Annotated in this window: 22 protein-coding genes, 1 tRNA gene and 2 pseudogenes; 14 read left to right on the top strand and 11 right to left on the bottom strand. The window is 54.5% G+C overall.

All coding sequences use genetic code 11. The features are described 5' to 3' along the window. Nucleotides 1-36 precede the first annotated feature (36 nt). Nucleotides 37-732, top strand: coding sequence for a DUF7504 family protein (locus CP556_RS06425; protein ID WP_098724854.1), 696 nt, complete (start codon nucleotides 37-39; stop codon nucleotides 730-732). A 193-nt stretch (nucleotides 733-925) separates the two neighbouring features. On the opposite strand, the gene CP556_RS06420 is transcribed toward CP556_RS06425, so the two are convergent. Then, entirely contained in the window at nucleotides 926-1,180 is a 255-nt protein-coding gene (locus tag CP556_RS06420; RefSeq protein ID WP_098724853.1) for a pro-sigmaK processing inhibitor BofA family protein, read from the bottom strand. A gap of 83 nt (nucleotides 1,181-1,263) precedes the next feature. Here CP556_RS06420 and CP556_RS06415 point away from each other — a divergent pair. From CP556_RS06415 to CP556_RS25855, 5 genes are all read left to right on the top strand, one after another. After that, a tRNA-Pro gene (locus tag CP556_RS06415) sits at nucleotides 1,264-1,336 on the top strand. A 270-nt stretch (nucleotides 1,337-1,606) separates the two neighbouring features. Beyond that, entirely contained in the window at nucleotides 1,607-2,035 is a 429-nt protein-coding gene (locus CP556_RS06410) for a hypothetical protein (protein WP_141551641.1), read from the top strand. Further along, nucleotides 2,028-2,447: a hypothetical protein gene (locus CP556_RS06405; protein ID WP_141551640.1), complete on the top strand. Its 420-nt coding sequence runs from the start codon at nucleotides 2,028-2,030 to the stop codon at nucleotides 2,445-2,447. Before CP556_RS06410 ends, CP556_RS06405 begins: the two co-directional genes overlap by 8 nt. After that, a complete protein-coding gene (locus CP556_RS06400; RefSeq protein ID WP_255291416.1) occupies nucleotides 2,440-3,798 on the top strand; it encodes a replication protein in 1,359 nt (452 codons plus the stop codon). The genes CP556_RS06405 and CP556_RS06400 overlap by 8 nt, the downstream gene beginning before the upstream one ends. A gap of 74 nt (nucleotides 3,799-3,872) precedes the next feature. Next, on the top strand, nucleotides 3,873-4,043 hold the full coding sequence (locus CP556_RS25855) for a hypothetical protein (protein WP_176548139.1): 171 nt from the start codon (nucleotides 3,873-3,875) through the stop codon (nucleotides 4,041-4,043). On the opposite strand, the gene CP556_RS25215 is transcribed toward CP556_RS25855, so the two are convergent. Continuing rightward, a complete protein-coding gene (locus CP556_RS25215) occupies nucleotides 4,040-4,720 on the bottom strand; it encodes a hypothetical protein (RefSeq protein WP_141551639.1) in 681 nt (226 codons plus the stop codon). The two genes, CP556_RS25855 and CP556_RS25215, sit on opposite strands and share 4 nt — an antisense overlap. Nucleotides 4,721-4,852: 132 nt before the next feature. Here CP556_RS25215 and CP556_RS06395 point away from each other — a divergent pair, with 132 nt between their 5' ends. Continuing rightward, the gene (locus CP556_RS06395) at nucleotides 4,853-5,122 is read left to right on the top strand and encodes a hypothetical protein (RefSeq protein ID WP_255291517.1); all 270 of its coding nucleotides are present in this window, start codon (nucleotides 4,853-4,855) and stop codon (nucleotides 5,120-5,122) included. A gap of 12 nt (nucleotides 5,123-5,134) precedes the next feature. Here the strand turns inward: CP556_RS06395 and CP556_RS25210 are convergent, their stop codons facing one another. From CP556_RS25210 to CP556_RS06390, 3 genes are all read right to left on the bottom strand, one after another. After that, on the bottom strand, nucleotides 5,135-5,848 hold the full coding sequence (locus CP556_RS25210; RefSeq protein ID WP_141551638.1) for a hypothetical protein: 714 nt from the start codon (nucleotides 5,846-5,848) through the stop codon (nucleotides 5,135-5,137). A 201-nt stretch (nucleotides 5,849-6,049) separates the two neighbouring features. Continuing rightward, the gene (locus CP556_RS25205) at nucleotides 6,050-6,718 is read right to left on the bottom strand and encodes a hypothetical protein (RefSeq protein WP_141551637.1); all 669 of its coding nucleotides are present in this window, start codon (nucleotides 6,716-6,718) and stop codon (nucleotides 6,050-6,052) included. After that, nucleotides 6,711-6,992 carry a phage repressor protein gene (locus tag CP556_RS06390; RefSeq protein ID WP_098724850.1) on the bottom strand — a complete coding sequence of 94 codons (282 nt, stop codon included), beginning with the start codon at nucleotides 6,990-6,992 and terminating at the stop codon, nucleotides 6,711-6,713. Before CP556_RS06390 ends, CP556_RS25205 begins: the two co-directional genes overlap by 8 nt. A gap of 523 nt (nucleotides 6,993-7,515) precedes the next feature. Between CP556_RS06390 and CP556_RS06385 the strand changes: the two genes are divergently transcribed. The 3 genes and pseudogenes from CP556_RS06385 to CP556_RS06375 form a co-directional block, all read left to right on the top strand. Next, on the top strand, nucleotides 7,516-8,544 hold the full coding sequence (locus tag CP556_RS06385) for a tyrosine-type recombinase/integrase (RefSeq protein ID WP_098724849.1): 1,029 nt from the start codon (nucleotides 7,516-7,518) through the stop codon (nucleotides 8,542-8,544). A gap of 168 nt (nucleotides 8,545-8,712) precedes the next feature. Continuing rightward, nucleotides 8,713-9,138, top strand: a complete 426-nt coding sequence (locus CP556_RS06380; protein ID WP_394340729.1) for a DUF7563 family protein — start codon at nucleotides 8,713-8,715, stop codon at nucleotides 9,136-9,138. A 70-nt stretch (nucleotides 9,139-9,208) separates the two neighbouring features. Beyond that, a pseudogene (locus CP556_RS06375) lies at nucleotides 9,209-9,853 on the top strand (DUF7845 domain-containing protein); the annotation flags it as partial. A 379-nt stretch (nucleotides 9,854-10,232) separates the two neighbouring features. Here the strand turns inward: CP556_RS06375 and CP556_RS06370 are convergent. Further along, nucleotides 10,233-10,769 (bottom strand): hypothetical protein, encoded by a 537-nt coding sequence (locus CP556_RS06370; protein WP_098724848.1) that lies wholly within the window; start codon nucleotides 10,767-10,769, stop codon nucleotides 10,233-10,235. 756 nt (nucleotides 10,770-11,525) lie between these two features. Here CP556_RS06370 and CP556_RS06365 point away from each other — a divergent pair. Together CP556_RS06365 and CP556_RS06360 are read left to right on the top strand one after the other, a co-directional pair. Beyond that, nucleotides 11,526-12,281 (top strand): hypothetical protein, encoded by a 756-nt coding sequence (locus CP556_RS06365; protein WP_098724847.1) that lies wholly within the window; start codon nucleotides 11,526-11,528, stop codon nucleotides 12,279-12,281. 227 nt (nucleotides 12,282-12,508) lie between these two features. Then, the gene (locus CP556_RS06360; protein WP_098724846.1) at nucleotides 12,509-12,763 is read left to right on the top strand and encodes a DUF7692 domain-containing protein; all 255 of its coding nucleotides are present in this window, start codon (nucleotides 12,509-12,511) and stop codon (nucleotides 12,761-12,763) included. Nucleotides 12,764-13,114: 351 nt separating this feature from the next. On the opposite strand, the pseudogene CP556_RS06355 reads toward CP556_RS06360, so the two are convergent. Then, nucleotides 13,115-13,494: pseudogene (locus CP556_RS06355) on the bottom strand (PD-(D/E)XK family putative nuclease); the annotation flags it as partial. Between the two features lie 254 nt (nucleotides 13,495-13,748). On the opposite strand from CP556_RS06355, the gene CP556_RS06350 reads away from it, so the two are divergent. Then, a complete protein-coding gene (locus tag CP556_RS06350; RefSeq protein WP_098724845.1) occupies nucleotides 13,749-13,943 on the top strand; it encodes a hypothetical protein in 195 nt (64 codons plus the stop codon). Nucleotides 13,944-14,093: 150 nt separating this feature from the next. Here the strand turns inward: CP556_RS06350 and CP556_RS06345 are convergent, their stop codons facing one another. From CP556_RS06345 to CP556_RS06330, 4 genes are all read right to left on the bottom strand, one after another. Then, nucleotides 14,094-14,480, bottom strand: a complete 387-nt coding sequence (locus CP556_RS06345; protein WP_098724844.1) for a type IV pilin domain-containing protein — start codon at nucleotides 14,478-14,480, stop codon at nucleotides 14,094-14,096. 2 nt (nucleotides 14,481-14,482) lie between these two features. Beyond that, entirely contained in the window at nucleotides 14,483-14,857 is a 375-nt protein-coding gene (locus tag CP556_RS06340; protein ID WP_343124868.1) for a type IV pilin domain-containing protein, read from the bottom strand. Between the two features lie 1,024 nt (nucleotides 14,858-15,881). Then, nucleotides 15,882-16,055, bottom strand: coding sequence for a hypothetical protein (locus CP556_RS25850; RefSeq protein WP_176548138.1), 174 nt, complete (start codon nucleotides 16,053-16,055; stop codon nucleotides 15,882-15,884). Nucleotides 16,056-16,248: 193 nt separating this feature from the next. Beyond that, entirely contained in the window at nucleotides 16,249-16,824 is a 576-nt protein-coding gene (locus tag CP556_RS06330; protein WP_098724842.1) for a hypothetical protein, read from the bottom strand. A gap of 63 nt (nucleotides 16,825-16,887) precedes the next feature. Between CP556_RS06330 and CP556_RS06325 the strand changes: the two genes are divergently transcribed. Next, complete coding sequence (locus tag CP556_RS06325) at nucleotides 16,888-17,448, top strand: DUF502 domain-containing protein (protein WP_098724841.1); 561 nt, start codon at nucleotides 16,888-16,890, stop codon at nucleotides 17,446-17,448. Nucleotides 17,449-17,799 lie beyond the last annotated feature (351 nt).

Raw genomic sequence — 17,799 nt, 5'->3', positions numbered from 1 at the left:
ATAGTCAGTACGGGTATCCAACCCGGAGCTGTCACTATGGACACGACGACGCCAGCCGCGATCGACCCGCCCGCGAACGTGTTGCTCGTCCACTCGAGACGAGCATCGCCGAACGCCTGCGAGGAGCTGTGTTACGACGACAGCGACACGGCACACCTCACGGTCACCTTCGCCGACGAGGAGCCCGACTGTCCCGACGAGGATGCGATCGACGGCCCGCTCGGGCAGCTCACGATCGGGGATGTCCTGACTGACGCCGGCGACGAATCGGAGCCTGATTTCACCCGGCCAGTCGTCACCGATTCGGTGACCGATCCGACCGATCTCTCCGCGATCGGCGTCGCAGTCAGCCGGTTTTGTAAACACTGGGACGAAACCGGCGGGGAGATCACGGTCTGTTTCGACTCGCTCGATGCCCTGCTTCGCCACAGCTCTCCGAAGGAGGTCTTCCAGTTCGCACACGTCCTCACGAACCGGCTCTCGAGCGTCGACGCCTACGCCCACTTCCACTTCGATCCGACGCGTCACGAGGATCGGGTCGTCTCGACGTTCGGGACGATTTTCGATGCCGTCGTCGCCGACGACGATACCGACGAGTCGCTCCCGGAAGCGACTGACGAGGACGTCGCCGCGTTACTAGCCGAGTGGGACGAGGCGTCGACGATCGACACCGAAGCCGATGCGGTCACCGAAGCGACCGACGAGGACATCGCACGTATTCTCGGAAACTGAGACGGACTATAGTAGCCACTGAAACGAATTATACACTGATCACAACGCGATCCGTGATCAGGTGTGTATCGACTTTCAGTGGCTACTATACTCTCCGCCAGTTCCGGCGCACCCGCGACCCGCCAGACAGGTGCGCCAGTACATCGGTACAGCAGACCGTATGCGTCGACGGTTCGACGCCGATCAGCGGGGCTTACGGAACGAAGGCGACACCGAACAGCGAGAGCGCGAGCACGAGCAACGAGCCCGGAACGCCGCCGATCGCGACGATCGCAACCGTTAGCGGCGTCACCGCCACTCCGACGCCGAAGACGACCTGAGCGAGGTACAACACCACGAGTCCGCTCACCGCGTTGACGATGAAGGGTCTCGCGACCTCGATGAGCTGGGCCGCCACGAGGACGAGCACCAACACGAGAATCAGAAGCAACATCTCGAGTCCGGTCATGGCCGGCGCTATCACGGCATCGGGCAAAACCGTTCGGACCGTAACGAAACGCTTTATGATGTGGGCGCGGTTGGAGTAGATACGGGATCGTGGGTTAGCTTGGTATACTTCGGGCCTTGGGTGCCCGTGACCCCGGTTCAAATCCGGGCGATCCCATCGCGAAAATAAGGGTTACGCAACCCTTATACACCAGTTCTGTCCAATCAGCAAAAACGCACTGTGAGAACCATCCTCGCGACGTTGGACACCCACCGACCAGCCCACCCACATCGGTCGGTTCTGAGCGTTCTACTGTAACTCCAGTTACTCGAGTTTCTACCGCAAGCGGCGGAACCGTCTTTGCCCCCCTCCCATGGGGGGCAAACACGGAAGCCCCCGCGCATGTCGCCGCCCCCGGCGGCGACCATCCTGTGCGGAGGTGCACCGATGAGTAGTGGTATCGACTGGAGGCGCGACACACCCTCCAGGACTCGGGCACCGAAGGTCACGATGACTGGCACCGGCTACGAGTACGTCCGCTGCCGGCGCGGTGATCACGACGACACGGTGTACATCCACCAGTTGTGCGCGATCGCCGCTGGAGAGGACCCGCACAAGGTGTTCCACACGACTACGGAGATTCATCACATCTGCCCGATTCCGTGGCTGAATACGCCTGAAAACGTCGAATGCGTCACTTCTTGGGAACACCCTAACCGGCCCGTCGAGGACGAACCTCGCCTCTCGAAGGAAGTCTTCACCTACGAAGGCCCTGGGGAGTCGACCGTTCACGGCGTCCCCGAATCTGAGTACGAACGCCTAGAGGCGATTGCGACTGACGGTGGTCCCTCAGAAGACGGTGAGAACGATGAGTAGCGGAGTCGACTGGCAGCAACACCGACACAGCCCGGTACACGTTCCGAAGGTCTCCATGACCGGGAACGGTCACGAGTACGTCCGCTGTCAGCGCGGCGATCGCGACGACACGGTGTACATACACCAACTCTGCGCCATCGCCAACGGCGAAGACCCTCACAAGGTGTTCCACCCGGAAACGACCATCCACCACATCTGTCCGATACCGTGGCTCAATACGCCTGAAAACGTCGAGTGTAGGGCAAACTGGGAATATTCAGACCGGACTGAAGAGAACGAACCGCGTCTATCGAAGGAGGTTTTCACCTACGACGACCGTTCCCCGGAGTCGACCGTTCACGGCGTCCCTGAGTCTGAATATGATCGCCTTGAGGCTGCCCGAGATCACCTCGGCGGTGGTACCGATGAGTGATCCCAGCCGTGCAGTCGGCCCCCGATCAGCCACCGGCAGCGATCGGCTGGACGACTATGGCGGCTCTCGGCTTTCCAAGACTAACTGTACAACCGCCGATAGCGGCGCTGAGAGCGGCGTCCCCGACTCGTGGCACGCCCACTGGTGGCAGCGGAAGAACGCTATCGTAGACGGGTTCGTCGAGTCTCGATCGGCCCGTGCTGCTCGGCCGATCTCCGTCCGAGACGACCAGAAGCTTCGCGAGGAATGCACGACCGAGCGGTACGACGGCGGCCGCCGGGCGAAGACATGGAGTAGCGTGCTGAACGAGTTCCTCGACTGGTACAACGGGTATCGGCACGCACACCTCCTCTTCACCGATCCCGACGGAAACGAGGTCCGCGCACAGATGCCGAACTCGCATCAGCCGCGCTACGGGAACAAGTACTACGCCCGGCTGAAGGCCCTCGAACGGCAGATGATCCGCGAGTACGATAACCTCTACATCGCCATGCTGACGTTCACCGGCTCGACGAGAAACGCCAACGGTGGCTGGCGCTGCCCGGCCGATCACCTCCGCGACGTCGTCGACTCGTGGCGACCGAACCGCGGTCGCGGCGTCTATCACGCGCTTCGCGATGCTCTCGACGGAAAAGAATGGGAATACGCCCTCGTCGTGGAGAAACACAAATCCGGCTACGGTCACGTTCACTGCGCGATCTTCGTCGACGGCGCGGTCACCGAGTCGGATTTCCGTCCGGCGGTCGACGCGCACCTGCGCCAGTGCGAGATTGCTCACCGAGACGCCCACGACTACCACGCCGCCGAGGACTCGGCACGGCCGATCTCGATCCGCTCCGTTGATCCGAGCCTCGACCCGGCCGATCTCGACGCCAACCGTGACGACGTGGTCGGGAACGTCGGAAGCTACATCGGCGAGTACATCGGTGCCTATGGGGAACCGCTGTTCGATCGCGGCCTCGACGAGCTGCAGTTCCGCGCGGCCGTCTGGGCGACCGGCACCCAAGTCGTCCGGTTCAGTGAGGGAGCGAACGAACTGATCCGGAGCGAGCGCGACGATCGCGACGATCGCGACGACCAGGAGACGGTCGTGCTGCCGAACCCAGAGTTCGACCCGGACAAGCACGCGAACCCGGAGAGTGACGTGCTCCCGTTCGAGGTCATCAATCCCGGCTGGTCGATCGACGCGATCGGGCGTGTCGACGAAGAGGGCGAAGACCGATACGACGTGGCCCGGTCCGGCGTAGTCTTCACGACTATCGAAGATGCACAGCATCTCGATCCGCCGAACCCGCAACCGGACACCCCACCACAACCACGATATGAGGATCAAACGCTAGATAGGTATTAAACGCCTCGGACGGCCGATTACACTTCCGCCGAGGTCAATCGTCCAGTTATTATCGTGCGGCGTGAGTGACAACTATGCCGAACCATCCAGCGACGAAAGAGGTCCCCTGTCCGTTTTGTAACGAACCGGTCGAGATCGAGCTGATCGATCCTGAATACGGTGACTACGAACCGGTTCCACCGAAGGGACATGTCTGTGGCGAAGATCCCAAAATGGTTGAAATATCAGGAGAGAAAGAAAGCTAACTGGCGGGACCACGTAAGGATTGTGTTGCAGATATTTCAGTGCTGATCTGTATTTGGAAGACTAACACCTTAACGCCAACTAGTAATACCAAAAGTGTATAATATAGAGAAAATATGAAATTGTGGACAGTATATTCAGAGATGTCTATTCCAATGAAAGCCATATGTGGATATATGAGCACAGATCCCAAGAACAAGAGTATTATAATAACGAATGTGGAAAATATGTGGGTAGTGATTGAGAAAGGAAGAACCCTAGCCGATCTAACTCTATCATACTCCGGTACAACCAGCATTGGCAAAAAAACCCAGATCAAGATCAAAAGCCACGAGGACATTAGAGCTATTACCGAATATACATCATAGGATCCCACTAAAAAGAGAGAGTTTTCAGTAGTAGAGGTGATAACAAAGACTGAATAGCCAATTATCATCTCAATTGTAAACATCATTATTGCGAATGGAGATATGGCAGAGAAGAAGGAGCTTGTGCTGGGTGATTCTGGTTCAAGAATACGTTCGAAAATCGATAATTTGTCAGGATAGTCTACGAGTTTCCATTCTGACTGAGTTACAGCAAGTCCTGCTGAAGACATTTTTCGGCAGATGTTGATCATCTCCAGAACGAGGATAAAAACGAGAGTGACAGTTAGACCGAGTATCTCCGCGCTCACCATTGTTTAGTGTCTCAAATTCTATTCAACTCAGATTATAAATAGTGTTCGATAAAATATCGAGATAGTTTCTATAGGTCGGTGAAATCTATTAGTCAGCCTGTTTATCGAGGCAGTCTGCTGCTTCGATAAGAAATTCTTCCCCGCCGAGGACTCGGCCCGGCCGATCTTGACGCCAACCGTGACGATGTGGTCGGGAACGTCGGCAGCTACATCGGCGAGTACATCGGTGCCTACGACGAACCGCTGTTAGATCGTGGCCTCGACGAGCTCCAGTTCCGCGCGGCCGTCTGGGCGACCGGCACCCAAGTCGTCCGATTCAGTGAGGGAGGAAACGAATTGATCCGAAGCGAACGCAACGATCGTGACGACCAGGAGACGGTCGTGCTACCGAGCAAATTATAGAACAACTCAATTTTAGCCCTTTAATATATAAATTATTATTGATACATATAGGCCTGTCACAACAAGCATCATTCTCAAGACTCTCCTTCTGCGTTCCGGTGGAAGAGACCGTATTGTTCTATGCCAGAGTAATAGTTGCATGAGAGTCGTTTCTGGCCTTTCCTCTATATACGGCTGATATTGTCCGTTGGAGATTTCCTTTCTCAATTCTTTTATTTCTTCCCTAGCTTGATCCACTTTCTTATTTGATAATAGTTCTTCTATCTCAGTGAATTTTTCTAGGTATCTTTCTTTCAGTTCTGGTGAGTTCTTATCTTCTTTAATTTCTCTGATCCGCAATTGTAGATATTCTGAATATTCTTGTTTTTGATCGCCATCTAAATGTCTACTTTCAGCTATACGTAATTGTACATCCTGTAGAACGCTGACCTTTGTGACTTCATCGGAAATAGAAACCCCGTGCTTACGTTCAATAGCCTCAATTAAATCTGCCACCCACTGACTCCCGATGTCTTGGTTGTTGATCAATTGTCTTTCGATCGAATTTAAGAGATCGTTCTTTGCCTGGTTTTTCTTTTCGATTTTTGCAGAAGCGACCTCTCTATTCAGGTATGCTCTCGTCCCAAATATGCTTACAATACCGATTACAAGAGCTACTAAAATTGAGGCCCAATTCCTAGTAACATGATTGACAATAGCATCAAAAGCACTAGTCCAAATAGCCATAATAGTACGTGTGATCTCGAGAACACTATTGGATAGTGTTACTTATCTGATTACCATCTATCAATACGGCTACTTAAACCTGTTCTAATTTTTTTGGGGTACTAAGTCAATCACCTCAAGATGCTGTCCGGTCCAGTCTGGTCTTCATGGCGATCAAGAGTGCGCGGCACCTCGATCCGCCGAACCCGCAACCTATTAGCTCTACTCGCGCTTTCTTAATTCCCGCTCAAGTGATGAAATTCTCTCACCTATGCCAGACACCTCTTTTACGAGGTGATGAAGTGTATTTGACCGAGATACATTTTCTTGGTTGCCAAATCCGCTAAGAATGGTGATTAATTCTATCCGATTTCTAATATTATAGCTCTCTCCGTATTTATCATTATAGGTGCCTGTGCAGAACAATTCGACATCTTCATCGGGGATAAAGTCATCTCGATCAGGTGGAGAAAATACGCCAATTATGTCGTCTTTCGACATTAATTGTCCTTCTTCTTTAGAAAGAACATATACGTCTTCTATTTCGTCTTTAGTAGCAAGAACTACTTCGATTCGTTCACCAGAGGAAACAATTGGGGCAGACCATGCTTTTTCTTTTATTCTCCGTTTCTCACCATCATGAACATACCATGTGACGAAAACATGCTTTGCGGGACTTTCACCTGTATTTTGGATAACTAATATCGGAATGTTACCTCTAAGATCAACTGCAACGGTTAGTTCGGGCAGCCTTTCCTGTCGCATTAACCTAGTTTGATTTTTCTGAATTATCGTTTGACGACGATAAAGGATCACAAGAAAAAGAGAGAGAATAGACGACACCACAAGACCCGCAAGTTCTATTGTTTGTGGACTTATCATTCTACTCACTGTCAATTTCCAGCGTACTCGCATCCAAGTCGCCATTTAGATATTTTGTACCATCATCAGTTATTGAATAGAGACCATTTCCTAGATTCTGGATTAGACCATAATCAGTAAGCTTCCGGCACCGACGGCCGATATAATTTGGATGAAAGTCAAGATCGTTCCCGATTTTACCTAATCTATCTGCTATTTGAGACGGTTGATGGTTCCCGTATTCTGATAAAAATTCTAAAACTCTTTCGTCAGCATAAGCCATCCACTCTGCGTGTTTTCTCATGAACCTAATCAGATTTCATAGGTGCATAGTTACACCGAGAAGAAGTCTTCAAGGGGGTCCTAATACGATATGATGGGCTAGTACGAACCTATAAGTTCGTTCAACTGCCTTTCAGGGATACGGAAGCTATACGCGGACCTTACTTTCACGAGTCCTGAAAGGAAGCGGACCGGTGGTAGGCACACCGGGTCCGCGAAAAGCTCCCGTAATCTGGATACGGAAGCATGATCGAATTCGCATACTCGCGGCTTAAACCCCGCGTTCGGCGTGAAGACAGAAGTATCGGAAATTCGGAAACGACCCGGTTAGCACTAAGTGTAGCTGGAACTGAGATTCAGGTACACCGACGGACGGCGATCGCGTGCGCCCCCTGGACCAACAAGTGGCGCACACGATTCGTCCGCGGTCCCAATAACGAGACCATGCGCGAATGCACGCTACACGATGGTAAGAGTACCGTTTATCGAAATTCAGTTGACAATCGGCTGGCTCAGCAGCGGCCCGCTCCAGCGAGGTCGCGTCGATGACGGACGGCCCGAAAGACCTCACCCCGCGTGAGGCCTGGCACCGGTACCTCGACGGCCGCCGAACGGAGCTCACCGAGGAGACCGCGTCGACGTACCACTACCGACTGAAGCTTTTCGGCGAGTGGTGCGCAGACACCGGGATCGAGACCGTCGCCGACCTGAACGGCTGGCAGTTCGATCAGTACGAATCCTACCGCGCTGGTCAGGATGTCGCCTCGACGACGCTCCACAACGAGATGGAGACGCTGAAGAACTTCGTCGAATACCTCGAACGAATCGAGGCCGTCGACGACGGGCTCGCCGAGCGGGTGAACGTCCCGCACGTCCCGCGCGACGAACGCTCCCGCGAGACGAAGCTACCGACCGAGCGGGCGATCGCGTTGATCCGTCACTACCGATCGAGCGATGTCCTTCGCGGCTGCCGTCGACACGCGCTACTCGAAACGGCATGGCACACCGGCGCGCGACTCGGTGGCCTCCGGGCGCTCGATCTCCGTGACTTCGACCGCGACGAGCAGACGGTCGAGTTCGTCCACCGGCCAGAGACGGGAACGGTCCTGAAGAACAAAGGCGAGGGTGAGCGAGTCGTCGCGCTGAACGAGCGCGTCTGCGAGACGATCTCGACGTACATCCAGGGCGATCGGTACGACGAGCACGACGAACACGGTCGGCAACCGCTGTTCGCGTCGAGGCAGGGTCGACCGAACCCGAATACGATTCGCGTCTGGATGTACCTCGCGACGTTCCCGTGTATCCGAGGCGAATGCCCGCACGGGTACGATCCCGACGTCTGCGACTTCAGGAATCACTCGAAGGGCAGTCAGTGCCCGTCGTCACGAGCTCCACATCACATTCGGACGGGTTCGATCACGTGGCACTGCGATCGAGGCGTCCCCCGCGAGGTGACCGCTGAGCGGGTGAACGCCTCGCAGGACGTGATCGACGAGTATTACGACAAATCCGAGAAGCGCGACCGGATGGAGAAACGCCGCCGACCTCACCTTAATAAACTCAACATCGAATAGAGCCATGTCAGACGCTAATACCACTACGTACGCCGCACTGAGCCGTGAAAACAGCCGTAAGTCAACGCCGGGCGATCCCATACGATATAAAAGCAAAGCGGCGCGTTTTGTCGCTTTGCTCCGGGCGTTCTCACATCAGTTAGCAGCCGCTTTCTGGAGGTGGTCGGCATGACGGTCGCTCCCTGGCCGTCGGTCGACAACTCGACGTGCAAGCACTGTGGAGCCCACGTCACCGACCACTTCTCTCGGGTTTTCAGTGACAACGGCGAGCCGAATCCGGCCGCGATCGCGTGGAACTCCGTTGACTACGAGCGTCTGTATCACGAGTACCTCGAGCGGGCCGGCCCGCAAGCCGTACTCACGGAGCTGGCCGACCGCGCTCGCGAGCGGGATATCTGGCTCGTCTGTTGGGAAACGGACGCCCGATGGTGTCACCGCCGGTTACTCGCAAATGCGGTCGTCGCTCAACTCGAAGACGTCGAGATCGTTCATCATCCAGACCCGTCGACGATCCCCGCCGACACCGGTGATGACGAGAGCGGCGACGACCCGGACGCGACGCTGGCCGATTTCGTCGAAGCTGGAGGCGCATGATGGCTCAGGTCGAGACGACCCCGCACGAAATCGAGGGCCGCTGGAAGTGGCCCGACTGGGACGGGGTCATGCGGTCACTCGAGACCAGCCGGTCGAACTGTACGAAGATCCGACGCCACGCCTCGAGGCGAAGTCTGACCACCTGTTGATGACGACGCTTTGGGACATGGGCGAGACCGCCCGCGACGTGACCGAGACGGTCGCGACGGACGGCGGCTCGACGGTTGACGGGTTCGCCGACGAGTTGGGGAAGCACCCCGCCACGATCTACCGGGGGATCAGCGATCTCGGCGAGGTCCTCGATCTCGACCAGGGTGATGTATCGTTCCGGGCCCGGAAGTACCGCGAGGAACTGCGAGCGCTCGTCGAGTCGGCCGAGTACGCGATCGAGAGCTACGCCGACCGAATGCAGCACCTCATGGGCTTAGCCGATCACGTCGCCGAGTCGTCGCCGTTCCAGAAGTGGCTCGCGAAGAACGGAGCCGACCTCGAGTTCGGCGACCAGGGCGAGCCCCGGCGGATGCGGATCGATACGATTCTCTCCCGGCTGAAGGCAGACAGCTTCGAGGACCTCGCCACGATCGCGAGCGAAGCCCTGAAGAAGTGGTCGAAGTCGGGCAACGATCCGACTGCACTCCGCGGCATCGAGCTGACCTGGAAGACTCCCGGCGGCGGGACAGAGACCGGATTCATCGGCGCTGTTGCCGACCGCTGAACCGGCTTGGCTAGTGGCAACACTACCCCTTCGTTTCGATTGCACAAATATACTTTCATCAATTGCTGATTTTCACAATCTGAGTTGTATTCGGTCGGGGTAGCCGCGGCGATCGCCGTGATCGCACCGCAACGCCTGCGGGGTCGTTTCGCGCTTCGCGCGAAAGCCCCCTTGGCGGGTGTCCCCAAGGGGACAGCGCCAAAAAATTACAGCGCCCCATCGACACCTTCGCACAAAAATCTCCAGTTGATCCAGACGAAGCGGAGGTTCAGTCAAGTCGCGATTTGGTAGTTTAGTCAGTGTTCAATGTAGACCACGTATTTCTCAAACCATGGCTTGTTGACTGACTTGTTGCCGAGAACAAAGATTTCTATAGATTTTAGCAGAGTAGGGTTAGGGCGGAGTGAAGTAATATCAATGCGAGTGATACTACGGTAAGGTATTGACAGAGACGTAGGTTCCGGTATTTTTCGTCGTTCTTTGTCCGGTTGCCTTTGAAGAATTTCTTTGGGTTATCGGTGTCTTCGTTGCCGGAGATTGAGGTCATATACCCTATCATCAAGTTTCGACGGATAGATTGAGGAGAATCATTGATGTATTGGAGGTAGTCGTCAATGTCCTTTCCCGGTGTATGGTAGTCCTGTACTCTCAAGCCGTGAATCCCAATTATGACAGAAACAAGAGCAACCGACATCGCTCCAATGGGCAATAGAGTAAGGTCCTGAAAAAGGCCGACTATGGAGACGATAATCGCATCCACAGTTAGGATGGTCCCGATCTTGGATTCGACCGAGTTTCGACGTTCGGCTTCCTCTTGAAACCGAAGTCGGGCTTCTTCTAAAGCAATCTCGGAAAAGTTGACACTATCATTCTCTTCACTCGGCTCTTCACCCGAATCTTCATCGTCCTTCGCCATTAGAACTTTTTACCGCATTCGTCGCAGATCCGTGCTTCTTCGATATTAGCCACAATCCGGGTGGCAGCGTCGTCTTTGCATTCGGGACAGAGAGGCATAACGAGTCTTAGAAGGGGTTCCCACACTCGTCGCACGTACGAGATCTTTTTTCATTATATTCAGTACTCACGGTCAATGCCTCGCCTTTGCATTCAGGGCAGAGTGGCATGGTTAGAATCTCCTCCCGCACTTGTCACAGGTCCGGGTCTTATTTTTGTGGTCGACTGTCGTCTGTAATTCTGCGTGATCTTTGCACTTGGGACAGAGAGGCATTGTTAATTAAGCTGGTGTTTTGAATGTACTTCCACATTCGTCGCAGGTTTTTTCGATGAGCTTCCCCGCGTCTTCCAATGCAGCTGAACTGGTCATTGCTGCATCTTTGCAGTCTGGGCAGAGAGGCATGTTGTTGACTTTAGAATTCTCGGTCGCATTCGTCACATACCAAGCCTTTTTTCGATTTCTCTATTGTCGTGAGAGCAGCGTCTTCTTTGCAGTCTGGGCAAATCGGTATTGTCTACAGATTATTAATTTTTGCGTGATATAATTGTTGGCCGTAGAGTAGCTTAGTCGGTACTATCTACTGTATTCTTCTTTCCTTTGCGCACTTCTAACCGCAACTCATACCCGCTAAGAAACAACCGACATAAAGAGTCGAGTTCCTAATTCGCCTTTGAGTTATCACTTAATCTAAGTGTAAACATTTCATATAGTAGGGTAATGAGAAGTCTTTCAGAGATTCTGTTTGACCTCGGGTATTTTCCGCTTAGACATGAGTCGGTCAAACAAGATTTCATAGGTTGGTATTATGAGGGGACAAAGAACGAATTTGTCAGAGAAAGACTAGATGTTGAAAATTCTCGCCTATCCAAGTTAGCACAAGATGCAGGTACGGAGGCAAAAGAGTTCGACCAAACCAATAATATCTCTCAGATGGTGACCATATTCGAGGAAAAGAAGTCTCAAATAGAGACTATATTTTATTATCTAGCCTTTTTTGTCTCCGTAACTGGTGGTGGTTTTACCGCCGTTGGCGTCTTACAGATCAAGAATATAATCTTCTCAACTATTGTTCAGACCATAGGGGCGATTCTTTTAATAGGTCCAATAGGGCTCATTATAATTTATCGTATATTAATTCACCAGATAAAGACCAGCTCTGATTTAGTTACTAGATTTAATAAAGAACTGGTCGAGAACCCCGGTGATATACGTGAGAACGATCAGGACTGGCATTGGATTGCTTCTCAATTTCTCTGGAACCGAAGTCTTCTTTCGCCCTCAACCCATGCCTGTTTAATCCTCCTCTCTATTATACGAGTCATCAGCAAACGGTTATATGGGATTATAGCAGCAGATCTCCGAGATGAGATAAATGAATTCGTAGAGATGGACTCTCGGGAAATCATCTCTCACCAAATTAGACGGGCCCTTGACGGAGATCTATTAACCGGTCAAAAAAGCCGTCCTCCATAATCGGTAAGCAGTCATATTTCACCTTTCTCCCTGGGGTTGCACGTCGACAAATCCCGTTCCCCGAATATGCACACGAGACGCAAACCCTCGTGTGCAGATCTCGAGTCGTTCGGTCGCTTGAGGCCGCGTTCTTCTCTGGATGACCGACACGTTCCACCTGTTTTGGGCCGAAATAGGCCGTCCAGTGAGTCGAAAAAACGAGGATTTCGGGTGTCGTGTGTACGAGTATGCGAATCAGAACCGACGGCGACTATGCGTACCGACGTGACGCGATCGAACGCGCAGCTGACTTCTACGTCTGCAACAAGACGAAAGCGGTGGTAAGCGCTTGCGACGACGTACCGAAGTTCGTCCAGGCGTCCCGCAAGGTCCTCGAGCGCGACGACCTCGCGCTCGAGCAGCGCCGGGAGATCCCCGAGACACTCTCGACTCGAGCAGTGACGTTCGATGTCGATACCGAGACCGCTGTCACTACTGATTGAATTTCGTCTCGAGAAACGCTGGCTGAGGGCCAGCGTCGGAGCCCCCACCCCCATAGGTGATCTGTAGGTGGGAGGGTTTGAGATCGAGTTTGACAATTTGCCGATTGACTTTCAAGCCGGAACGATCTCAGGTGCGGCGAGGTTCCGTCCGTCTCGGAGTCGGACAGATTCAGTCGGACAACGACCGAATCCTCTCCCCCGCCATTCGCTTCTTTGAATTACACAGACATAATTTTGTCGGCTGTATGATACCTATCGGAACAATCAATAGTGATCACCGAATACAATTACTTGCCTCCGATCATCCTCTCCCCCACCCATTCGGAGGCATCCCCCACCTGCCGTTTTGTCAAAAATAGTATCGATCGCGATCTTCGATTGTTCGGTTCCGCGGTGATCACCGCCACCGTGCCACCGGAGTAGCGGAAGATCGCTCGAGCGGACCATCTTCTCACAAAGAATCGTGCAGCCCGATCCCTATGCGGCCGGTAGACGACGAAACAGTATCAGCCGTCGTGACGCCGGAGTTTCTCGTGGTATTCTCGGTAGCCCTTCCAGTTACCGGGCTGGCCGTCAGAATGCTCGTGCATCGTGGACTTACTCTCGACCGGCGTTCCGTTCCCGAATCTCGCATCATGCCAGCTGGCCCGCTCGAGATCGAAGCGACGCTTCTCGGCCATCCGTTTCTCGACGGCGATCCCGAAGTGGTTCGCCCGCTTCGAGCGGTTCACGCCGACCACGCGCGTCGCGCGCCGATATATACTCCTCCGCTGGCCTCGAGTTGCACGCCCATCGCTCGCTTCGCTCCCGATCGGGAGCGAGCGCGGTGGGCTATGGGCTACTCTCAAGGGGGGACGGTTACGCTTTACAGCTTGACACCATTTTCGTTCGTCGAGTAGTCGGCCGTCTGTGCGCCAGCGACCGAGAACTCGCTCCGGGTCACCCTGCCCAAAGACTATCTCTGCGTCGAGGGGATCGACGCGTGATGGGCGATCTACTCGAGGAGGCCAGGCGAGAACAACGCCGGGAACTTGAGCGGGAAGCGAGGAAGGCAATCGAACTTCGCGCTCGGCTTCCCCAGCTCGTCCAAGAGGCGATCGCCCAGCTACTCAAGGAAGCCGACGACCTTGAGCACGCTCGAGAACTTGCCGGGTTCGACGAGACGGATACGAACCGATGAGTGAGAACAGTGGATGAGCTTCTCAGATCTGACTCCCTGCGGTTGCATTCAGATGTATACGGAGACCCGATATAGCGCCCTACGATGGGCGATGCTCTCGCAGGATACTATTTGATGATGAAAATATTGGCTGTAGAATCAGCCCGTTAGTTAGATATCCGTCTGAAGGACGTTTTCTTCACCGTCATCGTTGACACCGATGATATTCGCACCCTTATTACAATAGAAACCATTGCCGACACTATCTGCACTTTGACCTTCTGGATCTGAACACTTGACAGTTTCAGTGTTGTCGCCCATCGAGGTAATTGTCACATTATAGCTACCAGGACTACTCGTGTCACTGGTATTGTTCGAGAGATCAAGTCCTGCTTGAGCTGGCGAACTCTGATTCGATCCCATGTCCAGCACGAATGCCGCGATTACAGCCGCGAGAATGACCGTAATGGCTACCATCAAAATAACACCTATGACAGGTGATACTGCTCTTTCCTCATTATCTCCGACCAGTTTGGAACGGTATTGTTTAAGATCCATTGTCAGATATCGGTTTGAATGACTGTCTCTTCACCATTATCGTTTGTTGCAACGATATTCTCTCCTTCTGCGCATTGGAATGTGCCTCCAACACTGTCTGTGTTGTTACCAGAGGTGCCTCCACAGTAGATTGTATCTGTACTGTCACCTATTGAGGTCACAGTTACGTCGTATCCCCAAGTAGAATTGTTCGAGATGTCGAGTCCTGCCTGGGCCGGGGAGCTCTGATTCGAACCCATGTCGAGTACAAATGCTGCGATCACAGCCGCTAGGATCACAGTAATTGCGACCATAAGGATAACTCCGATAACCGGACTCACTGCTCTTTCGTCACTATCGCCGATTAGCTTTTGCCGCACGGATTTTCCATCTATCATTTGAACCATGCACCGGGCATGAACGGTAGGAAAGCTTATCTGACCCCTTGTTGAACCGCGGAATGCGGAAAGGGGAATGAGGAACCAACCCCGTCGTGCTTTCTCTGGCCGCCGTTGTCCGATGCTCAATAGCCGACACTGAATCGGTCCTATATATATTTAGGCAATAGTGAAACTATTTCCCACTGATAACACTTTCAAAACTGATAATCAACTACCCATAGAAGCACTCCAGTGGTCCCTTGAAGCGCTGCCCTCTGGCGATTATCTGAACACTCGAAAAATCGGTATGGATTTGGCGATTCGACCACACGAGACAGGCATGTCTGATTCCGCTGGTCTCGTCACTGAAAGAGAGTTCGCGCGCACCTAGGACGGCGGGGATTACGATGACGCATGGGAAGCTGTTGAGCAGTATCGACGAGCGGTCACCCACCACGCCGACTCCATCTGTATTCCGTACTCGTAAATTGACCTGACAGGGGGTCTCCCTCATCTGCTGAATCCAGCAGATCTGGAAGCCACTCGGTTCTCGGTCAGAGGAATTCGAGGAGCCCCTCGCCATCTCACTTTCGCTGCCAAAGAGGAGACGATCAACGGTATGTGAAATACCGGTAATTCCGCTGGAGTATCAAACCGCGTTGTGAAAACTGAGTGCCGAGGATCAAGGCATACGGGTTCGAGGCGTGACAATCTCCGGTGCTAGCCGGTGGCAGGGCCCACACGGAGTATGGTCACAATGGCCACAGGGGTTTCGTACAGCCGTAGTGATCGTTTTGGTATTCGTCGTCATCACCTCACTACTCCATAGCGTATGTCCAACAATAAAGCTTCTTGTCGAGGTAATCATGCCAGATAGGGGAAGTAATGTGGTTGAATGTGTTGATTATCTCCTTGAAACTGTTCGATATTAAACGTTCGAAACGGGCCGTTATGGGCGTTTGTGACCGTCTTCCAAATCCGTCCCTGTCGCGGAACAGTATCGACCGATCGGTCGACGCTCTGACGGGCCGCACACCACCGATCAGGGAGACGGAGTTGGCTGCTCGAGCCGAGTGAACGAGCCGTCACCGCAGACGCAGTCCTCGCTCGTGCCCAGCGGGCGGATCGAGCCCGTCGGCGAGATCGCGCCGACAAGGATCGCGTCACAGTTCTCACAGCGGACCGCGGCTCGCGTTTGGGTGGATTGCGTTGCCATGGAGTGAGACGAAGCGGCTACATCGGTATCAGTGCGGCTCCAACGTACGAAGGGTGTTCGCCGGCCCTCGATTTCGGTATCGACCGGAACAGGTGGATTCACCGCCTGCAGAGGGCCGATCTCGAAAGCGAGTTCGAGACCGCCGGTGGAACGACGAATCGAGGAGCGAACTCGCCTCGATCTCTCTCCCTGACTACTCGAGGAACCGATCGCCGACGTAGATCACTCCCGCGGCGACGAGGCCGACGGGAATCGCCATGGCGATGAGGGGGACGAGCACGTCGCCGAGATCGAAGAGATCGGTCCCGCCGCTTCCACCGGTGCCGCCGGTGTCCGCGCTATCGGTACTGGGTGAGAAAACGACGGTGACGAGGACGCCGACGATCGTCATCACGACGTAGCCGAGCGTCCCGCTGGCGAAGGCGGTGATCATCGCTTCGCGCGTGTCAGCCATCTGCCGATCGAGTTGAAGCCCGCTGATCGCACCGAGTATCGGTCCGGTGAACACCATGACGCCGAACAGGACGATCATGAAGAACGCGGCGACGAATCCACCCTCGTCGGAGCCGTCGAAGAGCAGCCGGGTGCCGAGCGCACCGGTCAGTCCGAACCCGGCACCGACGATGGCGAAAATCGATGTCGTATAGGTGAGATACCCTTTGGTTCGATCGTCGGAGAGAACGTCCGAGACGGAACGGTTCCGTTGCTGGTGTGGTTCCCGTCTGGAAGCCGAGCCGGCAGTCGATTCGGATGGTGAATCTCGAGACACGACGTGTCGGACCAACCGCGTTCAGTTAAGAATAGTGGCCATCTCGTGACTGTATTGGGCCTGATGGTCGTCCTCACCTTCATTCGCAGTGCGATCTCGCCGGTGACCGCCGGCGTCACCTATCTCTTGGCCGACGAACCGCCGGCTCTGGCAATCGAGTTCGTGACGCTGCTCTCGCTGCTCGGTGTCTTCCTGCTGGTCGACCTCGTCGCGGAGCACACCGGCAAATACCTCTCGAAACGAGTCCACGCGGTGATGGAGACGATCCCCGCCGTCAGCACCGTTTACGAGAGCGTTCGCCGGGCCAGTCGGCTGCTTGTCGATGACGACACGGACCAGTTCCAGGACGTGAAACTCGTCGAGTTCCCCCACGAAGGCGCGTACATACTCGGTTTTCTCACCGCGGAGACGCCTCCCGTCGTCAAAGCCAGCGCGGACGAAGACGAGATGGTGACGACCACGGTCCCGCTCGCGCCGAATCCGGCGACGAACGGCTACGTCATGCACATGCCGACCGAGAAAGTCCACGAGGTCGACCTGACCGTCGAGGAGGCGTTCCGCTCGATCGCGACGCTCGGCGTCGCCGCGGATAGCCTCGGTGAGACCGCGAGCGGTGCCGATTGATACGGGCTGCTGTCACCCTCCTTCTCGGTCCCTGACAGCCAAAACAGATTGGCCGTAGTTACATACTGTCGGAGTCGAACGAACGACTGTGGCCGCGCGGCCAACCGGCCGACAGGAATGCTGGACACGGTGTGTGGTCCACGTCGGTCTGCCACGAAAACAGGGTCGACGGGTTCGACGTGGACCGAATCGGTTTTCCGATTTCTCGAGGGCGGGGACACGGCTTCGTATCGCACCCGACTGACGGAACCATGGCGGTTCAAGGGCGCGGGCACGACTGCGGCTCGTCCCCGTTCAGTTTCGCCCCGGTATACGACCATTTATACCCGATGGCGGTCCTAGAACGGTGCA

The sequence above is a fragment of the Natrinema sp. CBA1119 genome (assembly GCF_002572525.1).
In the GTDB taxonomy this organism is placed as follows: Archaea; Halobacteriota; Halobacteria; order Halobacteriales; family Natrialbaceae; genus Natrinema.
This window is presented reverse-complemented; position numbering and strand designations above follow the sequence as displayed.

What these genes read in the sequence shown, in the direction of transcription:
- CP556_RS06425 (WP_098724854.1), top strand. Translation starts at nt 37, where the DNA reads ATGGACACGACGACGCCAGCCGCGATCGACCCGCCCGCGAACGTGTTG.
- CP556_RS06420 (WP_098724853.1), bottom strand. Translation starts at nt 1,180, where the DNA reads ATGACCGGACTCGAGATGTTGCTTCTGATTCTCGTGTTGGTGCTCGTC.
- CP556_RS06410 (WP_141551641.1), top strand. Translation starts at nt 1,607, where the DNA reads ATGAGTAGTGGTATCGACTGGAGGCGCGACACACCCTCCAGGACTCGG.
- CP556_RS06405 (WP_141551640.1), top strand. Translation starts at nt 2,028, where the DNA reads ATGAGTAGCGGAGTCGACTGGCAGCAACACCGACACAGCCCGGTACAC.
- CP556_RS06400 (WP_255291416.1), top strand. Translation starts at nt 2,440, where the DNA reads ATGAGTGATCCCAGCCGTGCAGTCGGCCCCCGATCAGCCACCGGCAGC.
- CP556_RS25855 (WP_176548139.1), top strand. Translation starts at nt 3,873, where the DNA reads ATGCCGAACCATCCAGCGACGAAAGAGGTCCCCTGTCCGTTTTGTAAC.
- CP556_RS25215 (WP_141551639.1), bottom strand. Translation starts at nt 4,720, where the DNA reads ATGGTGAGCGCGGAGATACTCGGTCTAACTGTCACTCTCGTTTTTATC.
- CP556_RS25210 (WP_141551638.1), bottom strand. Translation starts at nt 5,848, where the DNA reads ATGGCTATTTGGACTAGTGCTTTTGATGCTATTGTCAATCATGTTACT.
- CP556_RS06390 (WP_098724850.1), bottom strand. Translation starts at nt 6,992, where the DNA reads ATGAGAAAACACGCAGAGTGGATGGCTTATGCTGACGAAAGAGTTTTA.
- CP556_RS06385 (WP_098724849.1), top strand. Translation starts at nt 7,516, where the DNA reads ATGACGGACGGCCCGAAAGACCTCACCCCGCGTGAGGCCTGGCACCGG.
- CP556_RS06380 (WP_394340729.1), top strand. Translation starts at nt 8,713, where the DNA reads ATGACGGTCGCTCCCTGGCCGTCGGTCGACAACTCGACGTGCAAGCAC.
- CP556_RS06370 (WP_098724848.1), bottom strand. Translation starts at nt 10,769, where the DNA reads ATGGCGAAGGACGATGAAGATTCGGGTGAAGAGCCGAGTGAAGAGAAT.
- CP556_RS06365 (WP_098724847.1), top strand. Translation starts at nt 11,526, where the DNA reads ATGAGAAGTCTTTCAGAGATTCTGTTTGACCTCGGGTATTTTCCGCTT.
- CP556_RS06360 (WP_098724846.1), top strand. Translation starts at nt 12,509, where the DNA reads ATGCGAATCAGAACCGACGGCGACTATGCGTACCGACGTGACGCGATC.
- CP556_RS06350 (WP_098724845.1), top strand. Translation starts at nt 13,749, where the DNA reads ATGGGCGATCTACTCGAGGAGGCCAGGCGAGAACAACGCCGGGAACTT.
- CP556_RS06345 (WP_098724844.1), bottom strand. Translation starts at nt 14,480, where the DNA reads ATGGATCTTAAACAATACCGTTCCAAACTGGTCGGAGATAATGAGGAA.
- CP556_RS06340 (WP_343124868.1), bottom strand. Translation starts at nt 14,857, where the DNA reads ATGATAGATGGAAAATCCGTGCGGCAAAAGCTAATCGGCGATAGTGAC.
- CP556_RS25850 (WP_176548138.1), bottom strand. Translation starts at nt 16,055, where the DNA reads ATGGCAACGCAATCCACCCAAACGCGAGCCGCGGTCCGCTGTGAGAAC.
- CP556_RS06325 (WP_098724841.1), top strand. Translation starts at nt 16,888, where the DNA reads ATGGTCGTCCTCACCTTCATTCGCAGTGCGATCTCGCCGGTGACCGCC.